Annotated in this window: 25 protein-coding genes, 1 tRNA gene and 1 pseudogene; 18 read left to right on the top strand and 9 right to left on the bottom strand. The window is 71.5% G+C overall.

Going from position 1 to position 24,440, the window contains the following annotated elements; all coding sequences use genetic code 11:
- Positions 1-17: 17 nt before the first annotated feature.
- The 3 genes from pip to ABTZ91_RS11395 all read left to right on the top strand — a co-directional run bounded on the left by pip (position 18) and on the right by ABTZ91_RS11395 (position 3,553).
- On the top strand, positions 18-1,175 hold the full coding sequence (pip, locus tag ABTZ91_RS11405; RefSeq protein ID WP_352076997.1) for a prolyl aminopeptidase: 1,158 nt from the start codon (positions 18-20) through the stop codon (positions 1,173-1,175).
- A 7-nt stretch (positions 1,176-1,182) separates the two neighbouring features.
- Positions 1,183-1,878, top strand: coding sequence for an HhH-GPD-type base excision DNA repair protein (locus ABTZ91_RS11400; protein WP_352076909.1), 696 nt, complete (start codon positions 1,183-1,185; stop codon positions 1,876-1,878).
- 121 nt (positions 1,879-1,999) lie between these two features.
- Positions 2,000-3,553: a M28 family metallopeptidase gene (locus ABTZ91_RS11395; RefSeq protein ID WP_352076908.1), complete on the top strand. Its 1,554-nt coding sequence runs from the start codon at positions 2,000-2,002 to the stop codon at positions 3,551-3,553.
- Between the two features lie 118 nt (positions 3,554-3,671).
- Here ABTZ91_RS11395 and ABTZ91_RS11390 read toward each other — a convergent pair whose 3' ends face one another.
- Complete coding sequence (locus ABTZ91_RS11390; RefSeq protein ID WP_352076907.1) at positions 3,672-5,366, bottom strand: helicase HerA-like domain-containing protein; 1,695 nt, start codon at positions 5,364-5,366, stop codon at positions 3,672-3,674.
- A gap of 95 nt (positions 5,367-5,461) precedes the next feature.
- On the opposite strand from ABTZ91_RS11390, the gene ABTZ91_RS11385 reads away from it, so the two are divergent.
- Entirely contained in the window at positions 5,462-5,758 is a 297-nt protein-coding gene (locus tag ABTZ91_RS11385; protein ID WP_003999914.1) for a type II toxin-antitoxin system VapB family antitoxin, read from the top strand.
- Between the two features lie 187 nt (positions 5,759-5,945).
- Positions 5,946-6,572 (top strand): LytR C-terminal domain-containing protein, encoded by a 627-nt coding sequence (locus tag ABTZ91_RS11380; RefSeq protein ID WP_352076906.1) that lies wholly within the window; start codon positions 5,946-5,948, stop codon positions 6,570-6,572.
- A gap of 145 nt (positions 6,573-6,717) precedes the next feature.
- On the opposite strand, the gene upp is transcribed toward ABTZ91_RS11380, so the two are convergent.
- Complete coding sequence (gene upp / locus ABTZ91_RS11375; RefSeq protein WP_352076905.1) at positions 6,718-7,353, bottom strand: uracil phosphoribosyltransferase; 636 nt, start codon at positions 7,351-7,353, stop codon at positions 6,718-6,720.
- 100 nt (positions 7,354-7,453) lie between these two features.
- Between upp and ABTZ91_RS11370 the strand changes: the two genes are divergently transcribed.
- From ABTZ91_RS11370 to ABTZ91_RS11330, 9 genes are all read left to right on the top strand, one after another.
- A complete protein-coding gene (locus tag ABTZ91_RS11370) occupies positions 7,454-7,678 on the top strand; it encodes a hypothetical protein (RefSeq protein ID WP_352076904.1) in 225 nt (74 codons plus the stop codon).
- Between the two features lie 351 nt (positions 7,679-8,029).
- Positions 8,030-8,566 carry a hypothetical protein gene (locus tag ABTZ91_RS11365; RefSeq protein ID WP_352076903.1) on the top strand — a complete coding sequence of 179 codons (537 nt, stop codon included), beginning with the start codon at positions 8,030-8,032 and terminating at the stop codon, positions 8,564-8,566.
- 146 nt (positions 8,567-8,712) lie between these two features.
- Positions 8,713-9,141 carry a tRNA adenosine(34) deaminase TadA gene (gene tadA, locus ABTZ91_RS11360; RefSeq protein ID WP_352076996.1) on the top strand — a complete coding sequence of 143 codons (429 nt, stop codon included), beginning with the start codon at positions 8,713-8,715 and terminating at the stop codon, positions 9,139-9,141.
- A gap of 67 nt (positions 9,142-9,208) precedes the next feature.
- Positions 9,209-9,296: transfer RNA gene (locus tag ABTZ91_RS11355), tRNA-Ser, on the top strand.
- A 377-nt stretch (positions 9,297-9,673) separates the two neighbouring features.
- Entirely contained in the window at positions 9,674-9,838 is a 165-nt protein-coding gene (locus ABTZ91_RS11350; RefSeq protein ID WP_352076902.1) for a hypothetical protein, read from the top strand.
- Positions 9,839-9,899: 61 nt separating this feature from the next.
- The gene (locus ABTZ91_RS11345; RefSeq protein WP_352076901.1) at positions 9,900-10,199 is read left to right on the top strand and encodes a Dabb family protein; all 300 of its coding nucleotides are present in this window, start codon (positions 9,900-9,902) and stop codon (positions 10,197-10,199) included.
- A 247-nt stretch (positions 10,200-10,446) separates the two neighbouring features.
- Positions 10,447-11,295: an RNA polymerase sigma factor SigF gene (locus ABTZ91_RS11340; protein WP_352076900.1), complete on the top strand. Its 849-nt coding sequence runs from the start codon at positions 10,447-10,449 to the stop codon at positions 11,293-11,295.
- A gap of 235 nt (positions 11,296-11,530) precedes the next feature.
- Positions 11,531-12,526 carry an RNA polymerase sigma factor SigF gene (locus ABTZ91_RS11335; RefSeq protein WP_352076899.1) on the top strand — a complete coding sequence of 332 codons (996 nt, stop codon included), beginning with the start codon at positions 11,531-11,533 and terminating at the stop codon, positions 12,524-12,526.
- A gap of 720 nt (positions 12,527-13,246) precedes the next feature.
- Positions 13,247-13,483, top strand: coding sequence for a hypothetical protein (locus ABTZ91_RS11330; RefSeq protein ID WP_352076898.1), 237 nt, complete (start codon positions 13,247-13,249; stop codon positions 13,481-13,483).
- On the opposite strand, the gene ABTZ91_RS11325 is transcribed toward ABTZ91_RS11330, so the two are convergent.
- Genes ABTZ91_RS11325 through ABTZ91_RS11315 form a run of 3 tightly spaced genes read right to left on the bottom strand, consistent with a single transcriptional unit; the run spans position 13,464 to position 15,349 of the window.
- Complete coding sequence (locus ABTZ91_RS11325; protein ID WP_352076897.1) at positions 13,464-14,336, bottom strand: alpha/beta hydrolase; 873 nt, start codon at positions 14,334-14,336, stop codon at positions 13,464-13,466. The two genes, ABTZ91_RS11330 and ABTZ91_RS11325, sit on opposite strands and share 20 nt — an antisense overlap.
- Positions 14,333-14,896, bottom strand: coding sequence for a TetR/AcrR family transcriptional regulator (locus ABTZ91_RS11320; protein ID WP_352076896.1), 564 nt, complete (start codon positions 14,894-14,896; stop codon positions 14,333-14,335). The genes ABTZ91_RS11325 and ABTZ91_RS11320 overlap by 4 nt, the downstream gene beginning before the upstream one ends.
- Positions 14,897-14,941: 45 nt before the next feature.
- On the bottom strand, positions 14,942-15,349 hold the full coding sequence (locus ABTZ91_RS11315; RefSeq protein WP_352076895.1) for a hypothetical protein: 408 nt from the start codon (positions 15,347-15,349) through the stop codon (positions 14,942-14,944).
- Positions 15,350-15,474: 125 nt separating this feature from the next.
- Between ABTZ91_RS11315 and ABTZ91_RS11310 the strand changes: the two genes are divergently transcribed.
- On the top strand, positions 15,475-16,422 hold the full coding sequence (locus ABTZ91_RS11310) for a helix-turn-helix transcriptional regulator (protein WP_352076894.1): 948 nt from the start codon (positions 15,475-15,477) through the stop codon (positions 16,420-16,422).
- Positions 16,394-16,495 (top strand): annotated as a pseudogene (locus ABTZ91_RS11305) (DUF397 domain-containing protein); the annotation flags it as partial. The gene ABTZ91_RS11310 and the pseudogene ABTZ91_RS11305, both read left to right, overlap by 29 nt.
- A 1,163-nt stretch (positions 16,496-17,658) precedes the next feature.
- Here ABTZ91_RS11305 and ABTZ91_RS11300 read toward each other — a convergent pair.
- Together ABTZ91_RS11300 and ABTZ91_RS11295 are read right to left on the bottom strand one after the other, a co-directional pair.
- Positions 17,659-18,894, bottom strand: coding sequence for a glycosyltransferase (locus ABTZ91_RS11300; RefSeq protein WP_352076893.1), 1,236 nt, complete (start codon positions 18,892-18,894; stop codon positions 17,659-17,661).
- Between the two features lie 321 nt (positions 18,895-19,215).
- On the bottom strand, positions 19,216-19,449 hold the full coding sequence (locus ABTZ91_RS11295) for a hypothetical protein (RefSeq protein WP_352076892.1): 234 nt from the start codon (positions 19,447-19,449) through the stop codon (positions 19,216-19,218).
- 200 nt (positions 19,450-19,649) lie between these two features.
- On the opposite strand from ABTZ91_RS11295, the gene ABTZ91_RS11290 reads away from it, so the two are divergent.
- Together ABTZ91_RS11290 and ABTZ91_RS11285 are read left to right on the top strand one after the other, a co-directional pair.
- The gene (locus ABTZ91_RS11290) at positions 19,650-20,099 is read left to right on the top strand and encodes a MarR family transcriptional regulator (RefSeq protein ID WP_352076891.1); all 450 of its coding nucleotides are present in this window, start codon (positions 19,650-19,652) and stop codon (positions 20,097-20,099) included.
- A 111-nt stretch (positions 20,100-20,210) separates the two neighbouring features.
- A complete protein-coding gene (locus tag ABTZ91_RS11285; protein WP_352076890.1) occupies positions 20,211-21,824 on the top strand; it encodes an MDR family MFS transporter in 1,614 nt (537 codons plus the stop codon).
- Between the two features lie 143 nt (positions 21,825-21,967).
- Here ABTZ91_RS11285 and ABTZ91_RS11280 read toward each other — a convergent pair whose 3' ends face one another.
- Both ABTZ91_RS11280 and ABTZ91_RS11275 read right to left on the bottom strand, forming a co-directional pair.
- Positions 21,968-22,759, bottom strand: a complete 792-nt coding sequence (locus ABTZ91_RS11280; RefSeq protein WP_352076889.1) for a TetR/AcrR family transcriptional regulator — start codon at positions 22,757-22,759, stop codon at positions 21,968-21,970.
- 36 nt (positions 22,760-22,795) lie between these two features.
- Positions 22,796-24,307: a DHA2 family efflux MFS transporter permease subunit gene (locus tag ABTZ91_RS11275; protein WP_352076888.1), complete on the bottom strand. Its 1,512-nt coding sequence runs from the start codon at positions 24,305-24,307 to the stop codon at positions 22,796-22,798.
- Between the last annotated feature and the right edge of the window lie 133 nt (positions 24,308-24,440).

The raw sequence follows: 24,440 nt of genomic DNA, 5'->3' as shown, positions 1-24,440 counted from the left end.
ACCATCCCCCCGCTGGTCTGCCCGACCGTCCCCCCACCGGTCTCGCCGGCCCCGTCCCCGTCCCGTACCCCGTCCCCGACCGTTTCCCCGCGTCCGCCCCGTACGACGAGGGCATGCTCGACGTCGGCGACGGCAACCAGATCCACTGGGCCGCCTACGGCAACCCCGCCGGCAAGCCCGCGCTCGTCGTGCACGGCGGCCCCGGCTCCGGCTCCTCGCCGAACGCGCACCGGCTGTTCGACCCGGCGGTCTACCGGGTCGTCCTCTTCGACCAGCGCGGCTGCGGGCGCTCGACCCCGCACGCGAGCGACCCGGCCGCCGACCTGTCGGTGAACACCACCGCCCACCTCGTCGCCGACATGGAGCGGCTGCGCACCCACCTGGGGATCGACCGCTGGCTGCTGTACGGCGGGTCCTGGGGTTCCACCCTGATCCTGGCCTACGCGGAGGCGCACCCCGAGCGGGTCACCGAGATCGTCCTCGTGGCCGTGACGACCACCCGCCGCTCGGAGACGGCCTGGCTCTACGAGGGGGTCGGCCGGTTCTTCCCCGAGGCGCACGAGCGCTTCCGGGCGGGCGTCGACCACGCGGAGGACCTGGTCGGGGCGTACGCGGCCCGGATGAACCACCCCGACCGGGCCGTACGGGAGAAGGCGGCGGCCGACTGGTGCGCCTGGGAGGACGCCGTCCTGTCGATGGAGGGCCAGGGCACCCCGTACACCGACCGGGTCGACGACGCCCGGCTCGGTTTCGTCCGGATCTGCTCGCACTACTTCGCGCACGGTGCCTTCCTGGAGGAGGGCGCCCTGATCAGGGACGCGCACCGGCTCGCCGGGATCCCGGGCGTCCTGATCCACGGCCGGCTCGACATGGGCGGCCCGCTGATCACCGCCTGGGAGCTGGCCCGCGCCTGGCCGGACGCCGAGCTGCACGTGGTGGAGGGCACCGGACACCTGGGCGGTGACGAGACCAGGCGTCTCGTCATGGAGGCCCTGGCGCGGTTCGCGCGGGACGCTCCCCCGACGCACCGGCCCTCGCACACCGCCACCCCACCACCCCCGCACCGGACCTCGCACACCGCCACCCCGCCACCCCCGTCCCCATCGCCCCCCACCGCACCCCCCCCCGCCCCGGCGGGTGAACCACCGGGCGAGAGCCGCCGGCCGGCGCGATGATCGGTACATGAGCCCCGTGATCCACCTCGCCCAGCAGCCGGAGGCCGACGCGCTCCTCGGCCGCTCCCCGCTCGCCGCGCTCGTCGGCATGCTGCTCGACCAGCAGGTGCCGATGGAGTGGGCGTTCTCCGGCCCGTACACGATCGCGACCCGCATGGGCCACGACGACCTGGACGCGCACGAGATCGCCGCCCGCGACCCGGAGGCGTTCGCCGCCCTGCTCTCCGAGAAACCGGCCGTGCACCGCTATCCCGGGTCCATGGCCAAGCGGATCCAGCAGCTCTGCCAGTTCCTGGTGGACGAGTACGGCGGCGAGGCCGAGGCGGTCTGGTCGGACGCGGCGACGGGCAAGGAGCTCCTCGCCCGCCTGGAGGCGCTGCCGGGCTTCGGGAAGCAGAAGGCGCAGATCTTCCTGGCGCTGCTCGGCAAGCAGTACGGGGTACGGCCCGAAGGCTGGCGGGAGGCGGCGGGCCCGTACGGCGAGCAGAACTGCTACCGCTCGGCGGCCGACATCACGGGGCCGGAGTCCCTGGCGAAGGTCCGCGCCCACAAGCAGGAGATGAAGGCCGCCGCCAAGGCCGCCAAGGGGGCCAAGCCGGCCCCGAAGGCCGCGAAGACCACCAAGTCAGCCAAGACCAACAAGACCGCCAAGGCCAACAAGTCCGCCAAGGCGGCCCGATCCACCCAAACCAACGGGAATTGACAACTCCAGATGTCAATCCTGTAAGAGCAGACAGGAATTGTGCGCGATGTGTTCCCAGAGGCACCCGGCGATCGCTAACTTCCCCTCAACCTCGCACGTGTAGGACTCGGGAAGGACTTCTGTGAACGCATCCCAGCGCAGAGCCGCCGCCGTTCTGGCCGCCGCCGCACTCGCCACCCCGCTGGTGCTCGCCGCGCCCGCCACCGCCACTCCCGACCCCGGAGCCGCGCAGGCCCGCGACGCCGCCAAGCTGGCGAGGAAGCTGGTCCGCGAGACGTCCGCCGAAGGCGCCTACAAGCACCTGCAGAAGTTCCAGGCGATAGCCGACTCGGCCGGCGGTCACCGCGCCGCCGGGTCCCTCGGCCACGACGCCTCGGCAGCCTACGTGTACACGCAGCTCAAGAAGGCCGGCTACGCCGTCACGTACCAGAAGTTCGACTTCATCTACACCGAGACGCTCGCCGAGAAGGCCGCCGTCCTCTCCCCCGCCCCGCGCGACCTGCCGATCCGGGCGATGACCTACACCAAGTCCACCCCGGTCGGCGGCATCAAGGCCGACCTCGCCGCCGTCCCGGTCGACGCCGACGGCACCACGGGCTGCGAGCCCGGCGACTACGCCTCCGGCACCTTCACCGGCAAGATCGCCCTCATCAAGCGCGGCGGCTGCGCCTTCGCCGTCAAGCAGGAGGCCGCGGCGGCGGCCGGCGCGGTCGGCGCCATCGTCTACAACAACGCCGACGGCGTGCTCTCCGGCACCCTCGGCGACCCGGCCGCCGGAAAGATCCCGACCGGCGGCATCACGAAGGCCGACGGCGAGAAGCTCGTCGCCGACCTCGCCAAGGGCCCGGTGAACCTCTCCTTCGAGATCCGCCAGCTCCAGGAGAAGCGCTCCACCAACAACGTCATCGCCGAGACCAAGGGCGGCAACGCCGCCAACACCGTGGTCCTCGGCTCCCACCTCGACTCCGTCACCGCCGGCCCCGGCATCAACGACAACGGCTCCGGCTCCGCCGGTCTCCTCCAGGCCGCCCTGGAGCTCGCCGAGTCGAAGGACAAGGTCCGCAACAAGGTCCGCTTCGCCTGGTGGTCCGCCGAGGAGGTCGGCCTGCTCGGCTCCGAGCACTACGTCAACACCCTCTCGGAGCTCGGCAAGAAGGAGATCAAGCTCTACCTGAACTTCGACATGATCGCCTCGCCGAACTACGGACTCTTCGTCTACGACGGCGACAACTCCGACGGCGTCGGCGCGGGCGCGGGCCCCGAGGGCTCCGCCCAGCTGGAGCGCGACATCAACGACTTCCTCGACCGGCGCGGGACCCCGCACGAGGGCACCGACTTCACCGGCCGTTCCGACTACGGCCCGTTCATCGAGGTCGGCATCCCCTCCGGCGGCACCTTCACCGGCGCCGAGGGCATCAAGACCGCGGGCCAGGCCCAGAAGTTCGGCGGCGAGGCGGGGGTCGCGTACGACGTGAACTACCACGCCAAGGGCGACGACATCAACAACATCAACATGACCGCGTTCGACATCAACATCGACGTCATCGCCAACGCGGTCGGCACCTACGCCCACGACATCAGCTCCCTGAAGAAGCCCGTCGTGACCGTCCCGACCACCGGTGACGCGGGCAGCGGCGGCGGCCTGCACGACGACCACCACGAGGTCACCGAGTAACCATGTGACCGGGTGACCGCGTGCCTCGGTCACCCGGTGACCGAGTCATCACGTGACCGCGTAACCACGTGACCGAGTAACCACGTGACCGCGTAACCACGTGACCGAGTGGTCGGCGTCAGCGGCGCCGGCGGGCCGTCCCGAAGACGGACCGGGAGATCTCCCGGCCCAGCTGGGTGCCGACCGACCGCGCGAGGGACCTGAACAGGCCGCTTCCCACGACCTGTTCGACGAGCGAGGGCTCCTCCTTCCGACGAGGAGCCCTCGCTTCGTCCTTCCCCGCGTGCTCCTTCCCCGCGTGCTCCTTCCCCGCTTCCTTCTCCTCGGCGGCCCGTACCGCCGCCCGCTCCGCCGCCTCCTCCGCCGCCCGCTGCTCGGCCGTCAGCCGCTCGTACGCCGACTCGCGGTCCACCGCCTCCGCGTACCGCCCGTACAGCGGCGAGTCCTTCACCGCCGCCTCCAGGCTCGCCGCCGGGATCGGGCCCATCAGCGACAGCGGCGCCCGCAGCCGGGTCGCCGCCACCGGCGTCGGCGCGCCCCGCTCGCTCAGGACGGTGACCACCGCCTCGCCCGTGCCGAGCCCGGTCAGGACCTCCTCCAGGTCGTACGCGGAGTTCGGGAAGGTGCGCACGGTCGCCTTCAGCGCCTTGGCGTCATCCGGGGTGAACGCCCGCAGCGCGTGCTGGACCCTGTTGCCGAGCTGTGCGAGCACGTCCGCCGGCACGTCCTTGGGGGTCTGCGTCACGAAGAAGATCCCGACGCCCTTGGAACGGATCAGCCGCACCGTCTGGGTGACCGACTCCAGGAACGCCTTCGACGCCCCGTTGAAGAGCAGGTGTGCCTCGTCGAAGAAGAAGACCAGCTTGGGCTTCTCCAGGTCGCCGACCTCCGGCAGATCGCCGTACAGATCCGCCAGCAGCCACATCAGGAAAGTGGAGAACAGCTGCGGCCTGTCCTGCACGGCCGCCAACTCCAGTACGGAGACGATGCCCCGGCCGTCATCGGCCGTGCGCAGCAGGTCGGCCGTGTCGAACTCCGGCTCCCCGAAGAAGCCGCCGGCGCCCTGCTGCTCCAGCGCGGTGATGGCCCGCAGGATAACCCCGGCCGTCGCCGTCGACAGACCGCCGATCCCCTTCAGCTCGGCCTTGCCGAGATCGGAGACGAGGAAGGCCACCACCGCCCGCAGGTCCTTCAGGTCGACCAGCTCCAGGCCCTTGGTGTCCGCGTAATGGAAGATCAGGCCGAGGGACTGCTCCTGGGTCTGGTTGAGCCGGAGCACCTTGGACAGCAGCAGCGGTCCGAAGCTGGTGACGGTGGCCCGGACCGGGATGCCGGAACCAGTGCCGATGCCGGAGCTGGAACCGGCACCCGAGCTGGAACCGGCACCGGCGGCGGCCGACCCCACACCCCCGAGCGCGTAGAACTCGCAGGGGAAGCCCGTCGCCGTCCACTCCTGCCCGACCTGCGCGGCCCGCTCGCGGACCTTCTCGCCGTCCTCGCCCGGGGCGGAGATCCCGGAGACGTCGCCCTTGATGTCGGCGAGGAAGACCGGCACGCCCCGCGCGGACAGCTGCTCGGCGATCAGCTGCAGCGTCTTGGTCTTGCCGGTGCCGGTCGCGCCGGCGACCAGACCGTGCCGGTTGAACACGGACAGCGGAACGCGGACCCGCGCGTCCGGGTGACAGTCGCCGTCCCAGAGCACCGCCCCCAGATCGAGTGCCGGTCCGTCGACGGCGTATCCCGCCGCGATCTCCACCCAGGGCCGCGGGGGACCGGCCGAGGGGCTGGTCGACGGCTGATCGCTCACGCTCATGGCGGACCCCTGTCCCGGTTGCATACGGTTTGCCCCAGCATCGCACCGGGTCCGCGTGGCTGCGCCGGGAGCCGCTTGCCCGGTAGGCTTTCCGTGTGATCTTCAAGCGCATCGGAAACGGCCGGCCGTATCCCGACCACGGCCGGGAAAGCACCCGGCAGTGGGCGGACGTGGCACCGCGCCCGGTCCGCCTCGATCAGCTGGTGACCACCAAGGGCCAGCTGGACCTGGAGACGCTGCTCGCCGAGGACTCGACCTTCTACGGCGACCTCTTCGCGCACGTCGTGAAGTGGCAGGGCGATCTCTATCTGGAGGACGGACTGCACCGCGCGGTCCGCGCCGCGCTCCAGCAGCGGCAGGTGCTGCACGCCCGCGTGCTGGAACTGGACTGATCTCCAGGCTGGCCTCCGGGCCGGGTCCCGCCGGGCCTCGCCGGCGCTGATCGCGCCCGCCGCGGCCCTCACCGGCGCCCGCAGCCGCCCCGCCCGGTGACCCTTTCGGGGCCACTTGGCCCCCATCCGGACGCGATCACATGATCATCCAGTAGTGCTCCTCCATGAGCGGCATTACGCTGCGCTCATGAGCATGCTCACTCCCCCCGGAATGGGCGGAAAGTACCGCATCACGGGGGATGTCTACCCGCGCATGCGCCGCCCCCACCGCCGGCGCAGGATCGTCCTCGGGGCCGCGGCCGCCGTGCTCGTGCTCGGCGCGGCCGGGTGGGGGACGCTCCAGCTCGTCGACGTCTTCTCCGGCGGCGACGGGAAGAAGACCACCACGGCCGCCGGCCGCGGCGACTGCAAGCCGGCGCCCAAGGCGACGGCACAGCCCGCCGCCCTCCCGAAGCCCGCCCAGATCACGGTCAACGTCTACAACGCGACCCCGCGCAGCGGGCTCGCGAAGTCGACCGCGGACGAGCTGAAGAAGCGCGGCTTCGCCATCGGCAAGGTGGGCAACGCCCCCGCCGCCTACGACAAGAAGGTCCCCGGCGCCGCGCTCCTGCTCGGCGCGCCGACCGCCTCGAAGGGCGCCTTCTCCGTCCTCGGCACACAGCTGAAGGCCGCCACGACGAAGGTCGACGCCCGCACCACGGCGGACGTCGACCTGATCATCGGTACGGCCTTCAAGACCCTCGACCCGAAGGCGGCGGCGGACGCGGCGCTGCTCGCGCTGAACAAGCCGAAGCCGGTCCCGGGCCGCTGCTGAAACGTTCGCGGAGACCGGGCGCCCGTACGGGACGCCCCCGGACCGCGAGCCCGTACGGGACGCCCCCGGACCGCGAGCCCGTACGGGACGCCCCAGACCGCGAGGCCGTACGCGATGGTCCGTACGGCCACGCCCCTACGGACGCCTACTCGGCCGTCCCGTACATGCGGTCGCCCGCGTCGCCGAGGCCCGGAACGATGTAGCCGCTCTCGTTGAGCCGCTCGTCGACCGAGGCCGTCACGACCGTCACCGGCGTGCCCGCGAGGTCGCGCTCCATGACCTCGACGCCCTCCGGGGCGGCGAGCAGCACGACCGCGGTCACGTCGTCCGCACCGCGCTTGATCAGCTCCTGGATCGCCGCCACCAGCGTGCCGCCGGTCGCCAGCATCGGGTCCAGGACGTACACCTGGCGGCCGGACAGGTCCTCCGGCATCCGCGTGGCGTAGGTCGACGCCTCCAGCGTCTCCTCGTTGCGGATCATGCCGAGGAAGCCGACCTCGGCGGTCGGGAGCAGGCGCACCATGCCGTCGAGCATGCCGAGACCGGCCCGCAGGATCGGGACCACCAGCGGCCGCGGGTGCGACAGCTTCACGCCGGTCGTCCGCGTGACGGGGGTCTCGATGTCGACCTGCTCGGTGCGCACGTCCCTGGTCGCCTCGTAGGCGAGGAGGGTGACCAGCTCGTCGGCGAGCCGCCGGAAGGTCGGGGAGTCCGTGCGCTTGTCGCGCAGGGTGGTGAGCTTGTGGGCGACCAGCGGGTGATCGACGACGTGGAGACGCATGCCTCAACAGTAGCCGGGACCAGGGCCGGGACTGGCGTCAACCCGGGCCGCGGGGGGAAGGTGGGGACACAGGGACCCAGTCATGGGGTGGTGGTGGCCTATGCCCGACGACCTGGACGGAACGCCCGGCGAGACGACCTCGGAAGTCGAGGCGCCCCGCCCGGGCCGCGAGGAGCAGGAGACCGACGCGGAGCGCCGCAGGCGCCGCGCCCAGTTCCTGCGCGAGCTGAACGAGGCCAAGGCGCTGCGCGACCGCGTGCAGCCGCGGCGCGCCCGGGCGGCCCGGATGCGGCAGGCGATGCGCATGCGGACCTTCCGGTGGTGACCCCTGGGCGGTGGCCCTTGGGTGGCGGCCCGTGGGTGACCTGGGTCGCGGCCCGTGGGTGACCTGGGTGGCGACCCGTGGGTGACCTGGGTGGCGACCCCGACGTGTCTCCGTCGTCCCCCTGGGATGACCCGCGCCGGACGCCCGAGGGCCTTCGGCCCCTGCCGGCCGTGCGCCCCCTGTGTGCGCCGGGGTCGCGCGCCCGCCCGATCGCGGTGTCGTTCAGACTGATGCACGACGCAAGAGCCGAAGACCTCTCCTGAGGCCCGGGTTTCTGTCACGATGCCGATTGGGCGGGGCATCAGGAGCGCGCCGCCGGATCATCACACCTCTGATCAGTGGGAGAGTCAGGTGTACTTCGCCGCACTGCTCGCGCGCACCGAAGACGGGTGGGAAGCGAGCGATACAGAGCTCGACAATGTGGAGACGCTGGCGGACCTGGCCGATCTGGCCCGCGAGTCCGCAGCCGACGACGGGGACACGGTGATCGTCTTCATCGAGCAGGAGGAGGAGTGGTTCGGCATCGTCCGCGTCGACGGTGAGGACGACCCCCGGATCTTCGTCTCCAACGCGGCCGCCGCGTCGCGTTCCTCGTACGGGGAGATCCTCACCTCGGAGCTCCTCGGCGACGACGACCCGGTCGGCGACCTGGACGAACTGGTCGACCTGGACGGCACCGAGGACGGCGAGCCGGAGACGGAAGAGGAGGAGGACGACGTCGTCGCCACGGCCGGCATCGCGCCGGCGGGACCGCTCGGTGACGGGAAGGTCCTGTCCGACCTCGGCCTGACCGAGCGGCAGCTCCTCGCGCTCGAGGCCGACGCCGACGTGCTCGGGGAGATCGCGGACGCGATCGGCGCCTCGGACATCCTGGAGACCGTGCGCTAGTGCCCTTCGCCGTACGGGGACCGGACGCGTCCGGTCCCATCCCCATCCCCGACCCCGATCCCAATCCCGACCGCGATCCCGTTCCCGATCCCCATCCCGACCGCGATCCCGTTCCCGATCCCGTACGGGATCCCTGGCGGGACCGCATGCGGCTCGCCCTCGCCGAGGCCGAGCGGGCCGCGCTGGCCGGTGACGTACCGGTCGGCGCGGTCGTGCTCGGCCCGGACGGCACGGTGCTCGCCCTCGGCCACAACGAGCGGGAGGCCACCGGCGACCCCACCGCCCACGCCGAGGTGCTCGCCCTGCGCCGGGCCGCCGCGGCGACCGGGGAGTGGCGGCTGACCGGCTGCACGCTCGTCGTGACCCTGGAGCCCTGCGTGATGTGCGCGGGCGCGCTCGTGCAGGCGCGGGTCGAACGGGTGGTGTTCGGCGCCTTCGACGAGAAGGCCGGCGCGACCGGCTCGCTGTGGGACCTCGTCAGGGACCGGCGGCTCAACCACCGGCCCGAGGTGATCCACGGGGTCCTCGACGCGGAGTGCTCGGCGCAGTTGACCCGCTTCTTCCGGGACCGCTGAGCCGCCTCCCACCTGCGGCGACCTATGGATTTCAGTCCACGGGCACCTTTGGGCTAAGCTCTCTCTCGGTAGCGTGTCCGAGCGGCCGAAGGAGCTCGCCTCGAAAGCGAGTGTGGGGAAACTCACCGAGGGTTCAAATCCCTCCGCTACCGCCAGAAAACCTCCCCGAACTGCGGAAACGCGGTTCGGGGAGGTTTTTTCATGCCCGTGGCAGCGGAGTTGGGTGACGCGGGACGGGGGGAGCGGCATCGGGGGGACAAGCCGCTCCCCCCGAGGAGAACCGGTCCTGCCAGTCCTGCGCCGCGGTCAGGGGGGAAGCTCGCGGCGCGGACCCCGCAGTGAGGGCCGGTCCCACAGCCCGCGGGCTCCTGCCGGACCCGCTGGGCTCGCCCTCCATCCTGCTCGCCCGTCGCCCTTCCGGGGGGCGGCAAAAGACCCCGATCGCCGGGCCCTTGGTCCATAAAGGCTCGGTTAGACTCACGCGACCAGTGAGGGCCCGGGGAGGCCGGGGAGGGCCGGGGAGGGCAGAGGCATGGCACAGGCGAAGAAGATCGCGCTCTACGCGGTCGTGGTCTTTGTGCTGTACACGATCATCAATTCCCCCGACCGGGCGGCGGATCTCGTCCAGGTAGGGTTCGAGGGCATATCGAGCGCCGCTCAAGGCGTCGGCCAGTTCATGACCGAGCTCGTCAACTAGGACGAAGGCACCTCACGCGCCCGACCGCCTAGGACGACCCAGGACTTCCAGGAGTACCGCCGTGATCCGCCATCTGGTCCTCTTCAAGCTCAACGACGGCGTGCGACGCGACGAGCCCCGCGTGGTCGCCGGCGTGGAGGCCTTCCGCGCCCTCGGCGCGCAGATCCCGGAGCTGCGGTTCTGGGAGTGCGACTGGAACATCACGGACCGGCCGATCGCGTACGACTTCGCCATCAACTCGGCCGTCGAGGACAAGGACGCGCTCCAGCGCTACCTGGACCACCCGGCCCACCAGGCGGGTGTCGCCCTGTGGCGGGAGTTCGCCACGTGGGTGATCGCCGACTACGAGTTCCAGGGCTGAGCCCGGCATCCGAGCACGGGGACCGTCCACCCGGTCCTCCCGCCTCCCCCGGCTCCCTCCCGCCTCCCCCGGGGCCCGCGCCGTGAAAGCGCAGGCCCCGGGGTTTTTGTTGCAGAGCTCCGGTACCCAACTTCCCCCCTCAACACGTAGTTATGCGGTGCTTGCACACAGTGGACATGTCTTGTGATGCTATGACCGCTTTTGACGGATGTGTCGACCGAAGTTGACGTGAAGGGGTGGCGTGAACGTGCCGGCCAGTACAGCGCCTCAGGTCCCGCCCCAGAACGAGTCCGGGACCACCCCGGACACCCCCCGCACCCGCCCCCAGAGCACCCGCGGCGCCGACACCCGGGCCCTCACCCAGGTGCTCTTCGGGCAGCTCAAGAACCTGGAACCGGGCACCCCCGAACACCACCGCGTCCGCGGCGCCCTGATCGAGGCCAACCTGCCCCTCGTCCGCTACGCCGCCGCCCGCTTCCGCTCCCGCAACGAGCCGATGGAGGACGTGGTCCAGGTCGGCACCATCGGCCTGATCAACGCCATCGACCGCTTCGACCCCGACCGGGGCGTGCAGTTCCCGACCTTCGCCATGCCCACCGTCGTCGGCGAGATCAAGCGCTACTTCCGCGACAACGTCCGCACCGTGCACGTCCCCCGCCGTCTCCACGAGCTGTGGGTGCAGGTCAACGGCGCCACCGAGGACCTGACCACCGCCCACGGCCGCTCCCCGACCACCGCCGAGATCGCCGAACGCCTCAAGATCGGCGAGGACGAGGTGCTCGCCTGCATCGAGGCCGGCCGCTCCTACCACGCCACCTCCCTGGAGGCGGCCCAGGAGGGCGACGGACTGCCCGGCCTGCTCGACCGGCTCGGCTACGAGGACCCCGCGCTCGCCGGGGTCGAGCACCGCGATCTCGTACGCCATCTGCTCGTCCAGCTCCCCGAGCGCGAGCAGCGGATCCTGATGCTGCGCTACTACAGCAACCTGACCCAGTCTCAGATCAGCCAGGAGCTCGGGGTCTCCCAGATGCACGTGTCAAGGCTCCTCGCCCGCAGCTTCGCCCGCTTGAGATCCGCAAACAAGATCGAGGCGTAAGCAGAACGGGTAGACCGGTTCGGAGCAGTTTTCGGCCGTCGCAAATGCCCTACACCCCTTGTTTCCTGCGGATATTCACCTCCACTGTGTCGACAAGTCACTACAGCGTGTTGCCGACATGTGACATTCTGCTGAGAGCGCGTTTGCCGCAGCCCCGCTGCCGGTATTCAGGTGGAGGCTGCGTTCCTCAGATGGTCGTGGCCGCCACGACCGTCCGCGACCTCAAGGGGGTGGCATGTCCGCAGATCAGGGCAGCTCGAAGGTGCTCACGCTCACGCCCATGCCCACGCAGACGACGGCGCCGACCGCCGCGGAGACCGTCGACGGCCCGCACGGCACGGCGACGGCGACCACCACGGATCCGTCCCCGTCCGCGGCTTTGACGGCCGACACCGCCGCGCCGGACGCCGGACACGACGAGACGCTCGCCGTCCCGCCGACCGTCGCCCCCGAGGCCCTCGACACCCGCACCCTCTCCCGCTCCCTGTTCCTGCGCCTGCGCGCCCTGGACGACGAGGGCGCCGCCGCCGACAGCCCGGAGCGGACCTACGTCCGCGACACCCTCATCGAGCTCAACCTCCCCCTCGTCCGGTACGCGGCGGCCCGCTTCCGCTCCCGCAACGAGCCGATGGAGGACATCGTCCAGGTCGGCACGATCGGCCTGATCAAGGCGATCGACCGCTTCGACTGCGAACGGGGCGTCGAGTTCCCGACCTTCGCCATGCCGACCGTCGTCGGCGAGATCAAACGCTTCTTCCGCGACACCTCGTGGTCGGTGCGCGTGCCGCGCCGCCTCCAGGAGCTGCGCCTCGCCCTCACCAAGGCCAGCGACGAGCTCGCCCAGAAGCTCGACCGCTCCCCCACCGTTCCCGAACTCGCCGCCGTGCTCGGGGTGTCGGAGGAGGACGTGGTCGACGGCCTCGCCGTCGGCAACGCGTACACCGCCTCCTCCCTCGACTCCCCCTCCCCCGAGGACGACGGCGGCGAGGGCTCCCTGGCCGACCGCCTGGGCTACGAGGACGCGGCCCTGGAAGGAGTCGAGTACCGCGAGTCGCTCAAGCCGCTGCTCGCCAAACTTCCGCCCCGTGAGCGGCAGATCATCATGCTCCGCTTCTTCGCGAACATGACCCAGTCGCAGATCGGCGAGGAGGTCGGCATCTCCCAGATGCACGTCTCCCGGCTGCTCACCCGGACCCTGGCGCAGCTCCGCGAGGGCCTGATCGCGGACTGAACGGGACGGGCGGCGGGCCGCAAGCGAGTCGGCAGCGAGCCGGAAGCAAGCCGGCATCGTACCGGTCGCGAGCCTGCCGCGCCCGAATTCCTCCGTACCGCTTCCTTTACTGACGCCTCGTCACCCACACTGACGGCCATGTCCATGCGGCGAAGGAAGCGACCCGGACTCGTGGTGGTCGCGCTCTGCCTCGGCGGGGCGCTGACCGCGTGCGGAGCCGGTGACGACGGCGACGGATACGCGGCGGTCGGCACCGGCGTCGGGCAGAAGGGCGCGGTGCCGCCCTCCGGATCGGTCACCCTGGTCCCCCTGGACCCGGCGGGCCCCGGTCTGACCTCCAGCACCTCACGCCCCTCGCCACGGCCGAGCGCGAGCGGTACGGCTCCGGGACCGGCGACGGATGCCGGGCGCCCCGGGGGCGGCCACGGCGATGGCACTCGCGATGGCTCCGGCCATGGCTCTGCCGGCGGTCCTGGCGGCGGTACGGCCACGGCTCCGCCTCCCGTGACCGGCGGCACGGCCCCGCCCCGTACCCCGGGAACGCCCGGCAGCCCGACCGGCCCGGGAAGCCCGACGCGCCCGGGCACGACCGCGCCGGCCCCCGGCCCCTCGGCGACGACACCGCCACCGACCACCCCGGGCCCACCGGCACCCGCCACGCTCACGCTCTCCGCACCCGTCCTCACGGACACCGACCGGCGCTGGTGCGAGAACGTCACCGTGACCTTCCGCAACACCGGGGGTACAGCGGTTCGTTCGGGCACGGTCTCCTTCGCCACCCACGTCATCGGCGCCCTCGGCGTCCACTGGGCCACCATCCACTCCAGCCAGCCCCTGCCCGCCCCGCTCGCCGCCGGGACGACGCGGACGCACACGTACCGGGTCTGCGTGGACTCCTGGCGGGTGCCGCTCGGCATGCGCGTCGACACCCGCGAGGTCACGGCCGAGTGGCGGTGACCTCCTCGGCGGCGAGGGTGCGGATCAGCAGCTCGGCGAACTCCTCCGGATGCTCGACACAGCCCACGTGCCCGCCGGGGAACTCGACGGTGACGGCCCCCGTCAGCTCCGCGAGCCGCCGGGCCGGTCCGACCAGCGCCTCCTGACCGCCCGACTCCCGGCCGACCCCGAGGACCAGCTTCCCGGCGGCGGCCCGCAGCCCGTCGAGGTCGGGCGCGGAGGAGGAGAAGGGGCACAGCACGTGCTCCAGGAAGACCGGCATGTTGGTTGCCATGCGGGAGGCCATCGGCCGGACGGAAGGCGGGAGTTCACGGCTCCGGGGCTGCTCCCGGTCCGGCCCGTCGGGTGCCTGGCCCGGAGCCTGGGCGAACCGGGTCATGGCGGCGCCGATCCCCTTCGTACGGAGGAGCCGGCGCACCTCGGCGAAGTGCTCCCGGTACGGGGCCGGGTCAGGCAGCAGCTCGACCAGCGGCGGCTCGTGGGCGACGACCCGCCGCACCCGGCCGGGGTGCCGGGCGAGCAGGTCGAGGGCGACGATGCCGCCGGAGCTGCTGCCGAAGACGTACGCCGGCGCGTCCGGCGAGAGCAGGTCCAGCAGCCGGGCCGCGTCGGCACTCCGCTCGCCGACCCGCTGGTCGGCTAGCGGCCCGTCGAGTGGGCTGCGGGACAGGCCGCGCTGATCGTACGAGACCACGGTGTACCCGGCTGCGGCGAGCCGGTCCGCCATGCCCTCGAACAGCCCGGCATCGCCGGCGCCCCCGGGTATGAGCAGGAGGAGGGGGCCGCTGCCGCGCGTCTCGTAGTGGAGGGTGGCGCCGGGGACGCGGACCTTACCGACGTTCACGACGGTCATGACCAGTTCTCCAGGGTGGTGTGGAGGGCGTCGAGTGCACGCGCCCAGGACTCGGCGACGGGCCGGGAGTGCGCGAAGCCGCCGCTCAGTTCGAGGTGGATGAAGCCGTGGAAGGTCGCGCGGAGCAGCCGCCCCGCGTCGGCGAGATCGGGCTCGGCGAGCCTGTAGCCGCGAAGCATCCCGTACGTGAGCTCGACGGCACGCTGGAACACGGCGGTGTCGGCGACCTCGTCGAGCTCGATCCGCTGCTGGGTGGCCGCGTAGCGGCCGGGGTGGGCGAGCGCGTAGTCCCGGTAGGCGTCGGCGAAGGCGACGAGCGCGTCCTTGCCGGACCGGCCCGCCACGGCGGCCCCGATGGCCTCGTTCATCTCGCCGGAGGCGAGGAGGGCGAGCCGCACCCGCAGGTCACGCAGGTTCCTGAGGTGCGAGTAGAGACTCGCGTCCTTCACCCCGAAGCGGCGGGCGAGCGCCGAGACGGTGACCTTCTCGAACCCGGCCTCGTCGGCCAGCTCGGCGGCGGCGCGGACGAGGACATCGGGGGTGAGACCGGCACGCACCATGCGCGGGACTCCTTCCTAGAGGCTCTAGGCATAAACCTAGCACCCCTAGGGATCGGTCAGGCGCTGCCGCTGATCCTGGTGAACGTCGGCCTGATGGCGACGCAGCAGGACGTTCGCGTCCGTCTCCGCGCTCCAGTCGAAACGGGCGCGGGCAGCGGCCCGGGAGTCGGCGAGCTCGGCGCACTCGACACAGTGCGGCACGGGCACGGGCGGCCGGCTCAGGTCGTACGCGACCTCGGTCCGCTCGTTCGCCGCCCGCACCCCGGCGCTCAACCGCTCGGCCGCCGTCGCGGGCCGCACCTTCTCCGGATCCGCCTGCCACTCCCGCCCCCCGCCGAGCGGCCGCAGCATCACGTACGGCCCGGCCTGCCCCCGGTACTCGCCGACCTTCCCGGCCACCAGGTCGTAGAGATACGCGCCGGGCCGCGCCCCGCGCTCGGTGTGCCGTGCCATTCGTCGATTCCTCCCACGCTCACCCGATCGGGCGATTACTCTCTGTGCTCCCAGCGTTGCTCAATGGGAGGGGCGACCACAACGCCCACGACGTGCCAAGGGCTGCTGTCACAAGGGGATTCGGAGTGACGAGGAGGAGTGCGACGGCGAGCGAGACCGCCGCGACGACGGCGGAGGTCTTCGGCGAACTCCTCCGCCACTACCGCGAGTCAGCGGGCCTGACCCAGGAGGCCCTGGCCCGCCTGATCCCCTGCGACCGCTCCCAGGTGGCCCGGGTGGAGGCGGCGAAGCGGGTGCCGACGGAGCCGTTCGCGAGGGCGTGCGACGAGGCGCTGGGGACGGGCGGGGTGCTGCTGCGGCTGTGGCGGCGGATCGACTGGTACCCGGAGGTGCAGCATCCGGACTGGTTCGAACGGCGGGCGGCGATGGACGCGGAGGCGGTGTCCTTACGGGAGTACCAGACGCAGGTGATGCCGGGGCTGTTGCAGACGCCGGAGTACGCGCGAGCGATCTTCTCCAGAGTCGCCGAAGGCGACGAGCTGGAGGAGCGCGTCAAGGCCCGACTGAGCCGCCAGCAACGGTTTCTGGCGAAGGGCGGTCCGCTGTACGTCGTCGTGCTCGACGAGAGCTGTCTGCGGAATGTGGTGGGTAGTGCGGAGGTCATGCGCGGCCAGTGCGCCCATCTGCTGGAAGTGGGTCGATACCGCAACATCCGCATCCAGGTGGCGCCGGCCGGTCCCACCGAACTCATCCGGCCCAAGACGTCATTGTCGCTGATCACTCTGCCCGAGGGGGCGGATTGGCTCTACGCGGAATCGCTGAACAGCGGCCACTTCTACGATGATCCAGCCGTCCTCGCCAGGTACGGCCAGACCTATGATGTGCTCAGGGCGGACGCTCTGTCAGCCCAGGCGTCAGCTGCCCTGATCAGCGAGGCGATGAAGGGGTTCGAGCAGTATGCAGAGGCACCAGCTCAGCGCGACGACCTGGATCAAGAGCAGCTACAGCGACAGCGACGGCGGAAACTGCCTCGAAGTCGCCCCCGGATTCCACGGCCTCGTCCCCGTACGTGACAGCAAGGCCCCGGAGGGGCCTGCCGTCGTTTTCGAGCGTTCGGCTTGGGAGACGTTCGTCCACAGCCTGTGAACAGTCCGCAGGTACGGGTGTCCGCGCACGGGGACTGCTTTCGCGGGCGTGGTCGTGGTGCGGGTCTTGGGTTCTCGGGGCGACCGTGTCGGGTGTGCTGCTGGTTCGGCCGCCCTCTCTCCGAGTGTGGCCCCCTCCACCGGCCCCTCAAGGGCGCTCCGTCGTCGCGTCGCTGCGCGATGGCCTTCGGCCACCCTTGACCGGCCGGTTCCGGGGTCCTTTACACACTCGGAGGGCGGCCGGGGGGCGTGGCCACGCGGGCAGGCGGGATATCCGCTGGGCGCCGTAGGCGCCTGCGGCTGGGTGGGTGGGGGGCTTGGTTCATGGCCGGGGCGGGGGATTCAGTTTCCGGCTGTGGGGGGTGCGCGGTCGTTGAATGGGGTGCCCAATCCAGGCTCAGCGGCCGGCCGCCGCCGTTGGGCCGCGATTCAAGCCCCGCTGGTCACTGTGAGGGGGTGGGACGGGCCGGTCGCGGTGCAAACTGCGTCCTCGCGGGCCGGAGTCCGCCTCTCAAGTCACACCCGACACACCAGACACAGATCGGCCCGCGAGAACGGACTTAGCACCACCGGGACGACACAACTCCACCCGAGCGGGCGGTCGGCGCGCCTCCCACACCCCAGCAGACCACACACGTCACACGGGCAACGGACATCGGCGACTCCGCCCCGCCGGGCGGTGCAAACCCCGCTGCCGAGACAGTCGAAGTGCCTCCGCTGTCACAGGAGTTCACTGCCGTCACACGGCAGCCCGCGAGGGACCACTTTGACCCACCGGGCCACACCGCTGAGCCCCTTCCACCCACCGGGAGTGACCAGCGGGGCCTGAATCCCGACCAGACGACGGCCGCCAGCCGCTGAGCCGGGATTGGGCACCCCATGCAACGCCCGCGCACCTCACCCACCAACCCGCAGGCGCCCACGGCGCCCAGCGGCCCCCGGCGTCCCCGCGTGGCCACGCCCCCCGGCCGCCCTCCGAGTGTGAAAAGGCCCCCGCAGCCACCGGGTCAAGGGTGGCCGAAGGCCATCGCGCAGCGACGCGACGAAGGAGCGCCCTTGACGCGGTGGCGAAGGGGGCCACACTCGGAGAGAGGGCGGCCGAACCCCACACCCACCAGAAACGGCCACCCCGACAAGGCCAGACCCGCACCCCACCACCCCCACCTACTCCTGACCGCCCCGCTCCCCGAACCCCTCCACCAGCAGCCTCGCCGCCCGTTCCGCCCCGTCCGTGCGCACCCTGCCCGCCGCCGCCCTCGCCGCCTCGCAGGTCTCCGGGGCCAGCGCCGTCGACAGAGCGGCGGTCAGCGACGCGGAGGTCGGCACCGGGCCGTCGTGTGCCGCGCCGATGCCGAGTTCGGCCACCCGGGCCGCCCAGTACGGCTGGTCCACGATCTGCGGGACCAGGACCTGGGGCACTCCCGCCCGCGCCGCCGTCGTGGTCGTCCCCGCGCCGCCGTGGTGGACGACGGCCGCCACCCTCGGGAAGAGCCGCTGGTGGTTCGCCTCGCCGACCGCCAGACAGTCGTCCTGGTCGTCGATCAGGCCCAGCTCCGCCCAGCCCCGCGAGACGAGCACCCGCCGGCCGTGGGCCCGTACCGCCTCGATCGCCGCCCGGGCCGGTTCGGTCGCACCCTGCATCCCCATGCTGCCGAACCCCACGTACACCGGCGGCTCCCCCGCCTCCAGGAACGCTTCCACCTCGGCCGGCAACGGCCGCTCGTCCGGGACCGACCACGCCCCGGTCTGCACCACGGCGAGATCCGCCGGCTCCTGCCACGGGCCCAGGAACGGGTCCGCCGCCAGCAGGGGCCGCTCGCCCATCGCGTAATGGCGCACGCTCCGCACGGGCGGCAGCCCGACCTTGGCCCGCAGCGCGGTGAGCCCCGCACCGAAGACCGCGTTCGCGCTGTCGACGTCCCGGTCCCACAGCACCCGGTTGTCGGTGACGTCCTCGGGCAGGGGGTGGCCCGGCAGCGGGTACGGCGGGTGGTGCGGCGAGGGCAGCATCCCGGGGAAGAAGGTCACGTACGCATAGCGCAGGCCCCGCTGCTCGGCCGCCGTCCTGGCCCCGGTCACGGCCGGGAACAGACCGGTCGCCAGGAGCGTGTCCGCGCCCTCGGCTGCCTCGGCCACCGCCGCGTACTGCGCCTCGGCCAGCTCGGCCACCCGATCGGCCATGTCCTCCGCGGAGTTCGGCTTCGGCCCGGCCGCCAGCGCGCGGATCGAATAGCGCACCGGCACCATCTCGACCCCGATACCGGCAAGGCGATCGGCGAACTCCCGGTCCTCGGGCGCCACCAGGCGCACCTCGGCGCCCATCTGCCGCAGGACGACCGCCAGAGCGGCCAGCGGCTCGACGTCCCCACGGGACCCGTACGACGACAACACCACGCGCATGCGGTGGCTCCCCTTCGGCTGGATTCCCCGCCCGATTCGGGCGAAGGACGCCGATTCTGCGCCACGAACGGGGCCTTGCCGCAAGGCCCCCCGTGCGCTATATGTTGAGCATGGCGGGGAGCGCATACGGCTCCCGGCCTTTTCTTTTGCCCGCTCCAGCCCCTGCCTCGACGCCGAGAGGGCGGCCCCTGACGCGGCCCTCGACGCGGTCCTCGACACAGCCTTCGACGCGGCTCTCGACGCGGAGAGGGCGGTCGGGCCCGAAGCCCCGCGGAGCCTCCGGCCCGGCCGCCCTCCTGAAGGCCGGTCGGTCGATACGGGTCAGCCCAGCGCGAGCCAGGCCACGCCCGCGAGGACGGCGACCGCGAGGACGATGCCGACGATCAGACCCACACGGGGGCCGGAAGAGGTGACGGCAGCGGTCTGCTGCTGCCGCTGCGGGGTGCCCTCGTCGACGAAGGCGCGGAACATCTGGGTGCTGCCTGCGGGGTCGTAGGAGCCCTCGGGGGCCTGACCGCCGCCCTGGCCGTACGGTGCTTGGGGGTTGTGTGCCATGGGCCGGACCCTAGCGAAGGAGGGGTGGCGGCCCCAAGCCCCGCCCTCCGGCCCTGCCCCGGACCTGCACCTGCCCTCCCCCTCCACCCCCTTTCCGACCCGCTTTGCCGATTCTTTAGCACGCTTTGACCGATTTAGTTTGCCTGGAGCAACCATCCATCTCTATCGTTGCCCTAAGCAACAAGATGCCGGAGTGTGCGATGGAGACGGTCAACCGGAACCGGTACGAGGAACTCGCCCGCGCGGTGAGCGCCATCGGCGCCGTGAAGCGCGGGCTCTCCCGGGCCCTGCCCGCCCACTGCCAGGGCGGCGCGGCGGCCGTGCTCGCCCTGGTCAAGCACCACGGCGACATGCGGACGAGCCGGCTCGCGGAGCTGATGGCCGTCGACATGTCGGTGTGCAGCCGCCATGTGGCGCACACCGTGGAGCACGGCTGGATCGAGCGACTGCCCGACCCGGACGACAAACGCTCCCGCATCCTGCGGCTCACCCCCGAGGGCTACGCGATGCTCGGCGAACTCGACCGCCGGGTCACCGACGCCTTCTCCCGCCACCTCACGGAGTGGTCCGACGACGACGTCGCCCTGCTCACCGCCCTGCTCGCCCGTCTCCGGGATTCCTTCGGAGACTGCCGGGCCCACCACGCCTGATCACGAAGCGCACGACCAAGAAGCGCCCGCCGAAGAAGCGCACGACCGAGAAGCGCGCGACGAAGAAGCGCCCGACGAAGCGCACAACGAAGCTGACAACGAAGGAAGTTCATGGCTACGACCTCGCCCGACGCCGGTGTGCGGGACGGCCTCACCCCTCAGGGGAGCGCCGGTCCCGGCGCCACCCCGCCGATGACGCACCGTCAGATCATGGAGGCGCTGTCCGGGCTCCTGCTCGGCATGTTCGTCGCCATCCTGTCCTCGACGATCGTCTCGAACGCCCTCCCCCAGATCATCACCGACCTCGGCGGTGGTCAGTCCGCCTACACCTGGGTCGTCACCGCCGCCCTGCTGTCGATGACGGCGACCACCCCGCTCTGGGGCAAGCTGGCCGACCTCTTCTCCAAGAAGCTGCTCGTCCAGATAGCCCTGGTGATCTACGTCGCCGGCTCGGTCGTCGCCGGCCTCTCCCAGGACACCGGCATGCTCATCGCCTGCCGCGTCGTCCAGGGCATCGGCGTCGGCGGTCTGACCGCCCTCTCCCAGATCATCCTGGCCGCCATGATCGCCCCGCGTGAGCGCGGTCGGTACAGCGGCTACCTCGGCGCGGTCTTCGCCGTCGCCACCGTCGGCGGCCCGCTGCTCGGCGGCGTCATCACCGACACCGACTGGCTCGGCTGGCGCTGGTGCTTCTACGTCGGCGTGCCCTTCGCGATCATCGCGCTCCTGGTGCTGCAGAAGACCCTGAAGCTCCCGGTCGTGAAGCGTCAGGTCAAGGTCGACTGGGCCGGCGCCTTCTTCATCAGCGCCGCCGTCTCCCTGCTCCTCATCTGGGTCACCTTCGCGGGGGACAAGTACGACTGGATGTCCTGGCAGACCGCCGTCATGGTGGGCGGCTCCCTCGTCCTCGGCGCGGTCTTCCTGCTCGTCGAGTCCAGGGCCGCCGAGCCGATCATCCCGCTCCGGCTCTTCCGCAACCGCACCATCACACTGGCCTCGCTGGCCTCGCTCTTCGTGGGCGTGGCGATGTTCGCCGGCACGGTCTTCTTCAGCCAGTACTTCCAGCTGGCCCGCGACGAGTCGCCGACGATGTCCGGCGTCCTCACCATCCCGATGATCGGCGGCCTGTTCGTCTCCTCGACCGCCTCCGGCATGATCATCACCAAGACCGGCCGCTGGAAGGCCTGGCTGATCAGCGGCGGCGCCCTCGCCACCGGCGGTCTGGGCCTGCTGGGCACCATCCGTTACGACACGGAGTACTGGCACATCGCCGTCTTCATGGCGGTGCTCGGCCTCGGCCTCGGCATGATGATGCAGAACCTGGTCCTCTGCACCCAGAACCAGGTCGCCCCCTCCGACCTCGGCGCCGCCTCCTCCGTCGTCACCTTCTTCCGTTCCCTGGGCGGTGCGATCGGTGTCTCGGCGCTCGGCGCCGTCATGGCCCACCGGGTCACCGACTACGTCAAGGAGGGCCTGGCCGAGCTCGGCCCGAAGGCCGCGGGGGCCATGGGCCAGGGCGGCGGCGGCATCCCCGACATGGACAAGCTGCCCGCCCCGATCCGTACGGTCATGGAAAGCGCGTACGGGCACGGCGTCGGCGACGTCTTCCTCTACTCGGCACCGTTCGCGCTGCTCGCCTTCGTGGTGACGCTGTTCATCAAGGAGGTCGCGCTGAAGAGCAACAGCACGGCGCCGGCCGAGAAGAGCGAGCAGGACGCCAGGTAGGAGACTCCCGGCCGCGCTCCGAGCGGAGGCGCGGCCGGGTCGGGTACGGAGCGGCGGCAGGGGACGGCCGCCGCTCCGTCATTCCCCCGGGGCTCCGTACCGCTGCGTCCGTCATTCACCGGGGCTCCGTACCGCTGCGACCGTCATTCACCCGGGCGAACCGTACGGCTGCGCTCCACCATGACCTCGATGCCCGCGATCAGGATCTCGAGGGCGTAGTCGAAGTCGCGGTTCCAGATCGCCGTGACGCTGCCGTGCGAGGCGCGTTCGTCGAGGATCTCGGCCATCGGTTCCAGCGCCTCCACGAACTGCGGGTCGTCGCGGAACGCCTTGACCGACTCCCCGTAGAAGTCGTCCTGAGACATCCCGGCCTCGGCCGCCCGGCGCTCGAACTGGGACTGGATCGTCCCGTACCCGTACACGAACTGGAAGACGGCCGACATCGCGCTCGGCTGGCGTTCGAGCGGCAGTCCGGTGTCCCGGATCGCCTCCTGGATCTTGGAGCCGACGGCGATCGCGTGCGGGCCGATGTTGAGGTACTGCCCGGCGCACGGCGACATCCACGGGTGGCGCACCAGCATCCGGCGATAGGCCAGGGCGAGCACCTTGATCCGGTCGCGCCAGTCGCCGGCGGCGTCGACCTCGGCCAGGTCGATCTCCCCGTAGCAGGTGTCGATGGCGTACTCGATGATGTCGTCCTTGGTGTCCACGTACCAGTACAGGGACATCGCGGTGACGTTCAGCTCGGTCGCCAGCTTGCGCATGGAAAGCCTGGCCAGGCCCTCCTCGTCCAGCATCCGGATCGACGCGGCGACGATCCGGTCGCGGTCGAGCCCGGCCGGGCCGCCCCCGCTGCGGGCGGCCCGGCGGTCCCGGTTCTCCAGCCAGACGCTGGAACGCGCCGGGTTCCTGGCCCGATCGGCTGCCTTGACCATCGCGTTCCTTCCGTCGGTCAGTGGTCCGTGACCATGCTAGGCAGCCACGGTCGGCTGCTCGGCCGGGCCGGCGGCCCCGGCCGCCTCCGCGCGCTCGGCCCGCTTCAGCAGGGCCGCCGCGACCAGACCGCCGGCGAGGACGGCGATCGCGCCGACCAGCTGGCTGGTCTGGAGGCCGGAGGCGAAGGCGTCGGAGATCGCCGCGCGTTCGGTCTCGCTGCCGGCCGCCGCGAGGGCCGCGGGCAGCGAGGTCGCGGTGACGGTGACGAGGGCGGCGAAGCGGGCGTTGAGGACCGCGCCGAGGACGGCGACGCCGAGGCCGTTGCCGAACTCGGCGAGGGTGCCGTTGACGCCCGCGCCCACACCGGCCTTCTCCGGCGGGATCGCGCTCATGATGGCGTTGGCCATGGCGGGGTTGGAGACGGCGAGGCCGATGCCCATGAGGACCAGGCCGAGCAGCATGCCCCAGTAGGTGCCTTCGGTGCCCCCGCCGATCAGGGCGATCGAGCCGAGACCGGCCGCAACCAGGGTCATGCCGACGGTGACGGTGAGCGGGGTGCCGAGCTTCGTCACGATTCGCGGGCCGACGCCGGTGAGGTTGAGCGCGACGACGGTCAGCGCGAGCGGCGCCATCCGCAGACCCGCCTCCAGCGGCTCGTACCCGAGGACGAACTGCAGGTGCTGGGTGAGCAGGAAGAGCGAGCCGCCCATGCCGAACATGACCAGGATCGCGCCGGCGACGGCGCCGACGAACTTCTGGTTGCGGAAGAAGTGCATGTCGAGCATCGGGTACGGGACGCGCAGCTCCCAGGCGGCGAAGGCGGCCAGGACGACGACGCCGATCGCGGCCGGGAGCAGCACCTCGGCGGAGGTCCAGCCGTGCTCGGGACCGGTGATGATCGCGTACACGGCGGCGGTCATGCCGATGGTGGACAGCAGGGCGCCGAGCAGGTCGGGGCGCTCGCCCTGCGGGTTCTTGGACTCGGGGACGAGCTTGAGGACGGCGACCAGGCCGATCAGCGCCACCGGGATGTTGATGAGGAAGATCATTCCCCACCAGAAGTGGTTGAGGATCGCGCCGCCGATCAGCGGCCCCGCGGCGAAGCCGAGCGAGCCGACGGTGGCCCAGAGCGCGATGGCCTTCACGCGCTCGGAGTCGTCGAAGATCTGCATGACGACGGCGAGGGTCGTGGTCATGAGCAGCGCGCCGCCGACGCCCATGCCCGCGCGAGCGGCGATCAGCTGCGCGCTGGACTCGGCGAGACCGGCGGTGAGCGAGCCGATGCCGAACAGCGCGAGGCCGATGGCCAGCATCTTCTTGCGGCCGTAGCGGTCGGCGGCGTTGCCCGCGGTGAGCAGCAGTCCGGACTGGACGAGCGAGTAGGCGTTGATCATCCACTGGATGTCGCTGGTGGACGCGTGGAGTTCGGTGGTCAGCGAGGGGATGGCGACGCTGAGCACGGTGTTGTCGAGCAGCACGGTGAGCTGGGCGAGGCAGATGACGCCGAGGATCAGCCAGCGCTGCGGGTGACCGCCGGTGGCTGTCATGGGCAACTCCTATACGGTGTACGAGGCTGTGACTCGTACACCGTATAGGAGCTCTTGTACGCCGTATAGCGACTTTTGGCGGCGCCTTGCGTGCGGGGCGGGTGGGCCGGGGCGCGCGGAGGACGCGTGGGTG

Source organism: Streptomyces sp. NPDC126499 (assembly GCF_040302485.1).
GTDB lineage: Bacteria > Actinomycetota > Actinomycetes > Streptomycetales > Streptomycetaceae > Streptomyces.
The sequence above is the reverse complement of the archived record's forward strand: the minus strand, read 5'-3'. Positions and strand labels throughout refer to the sequence as shown.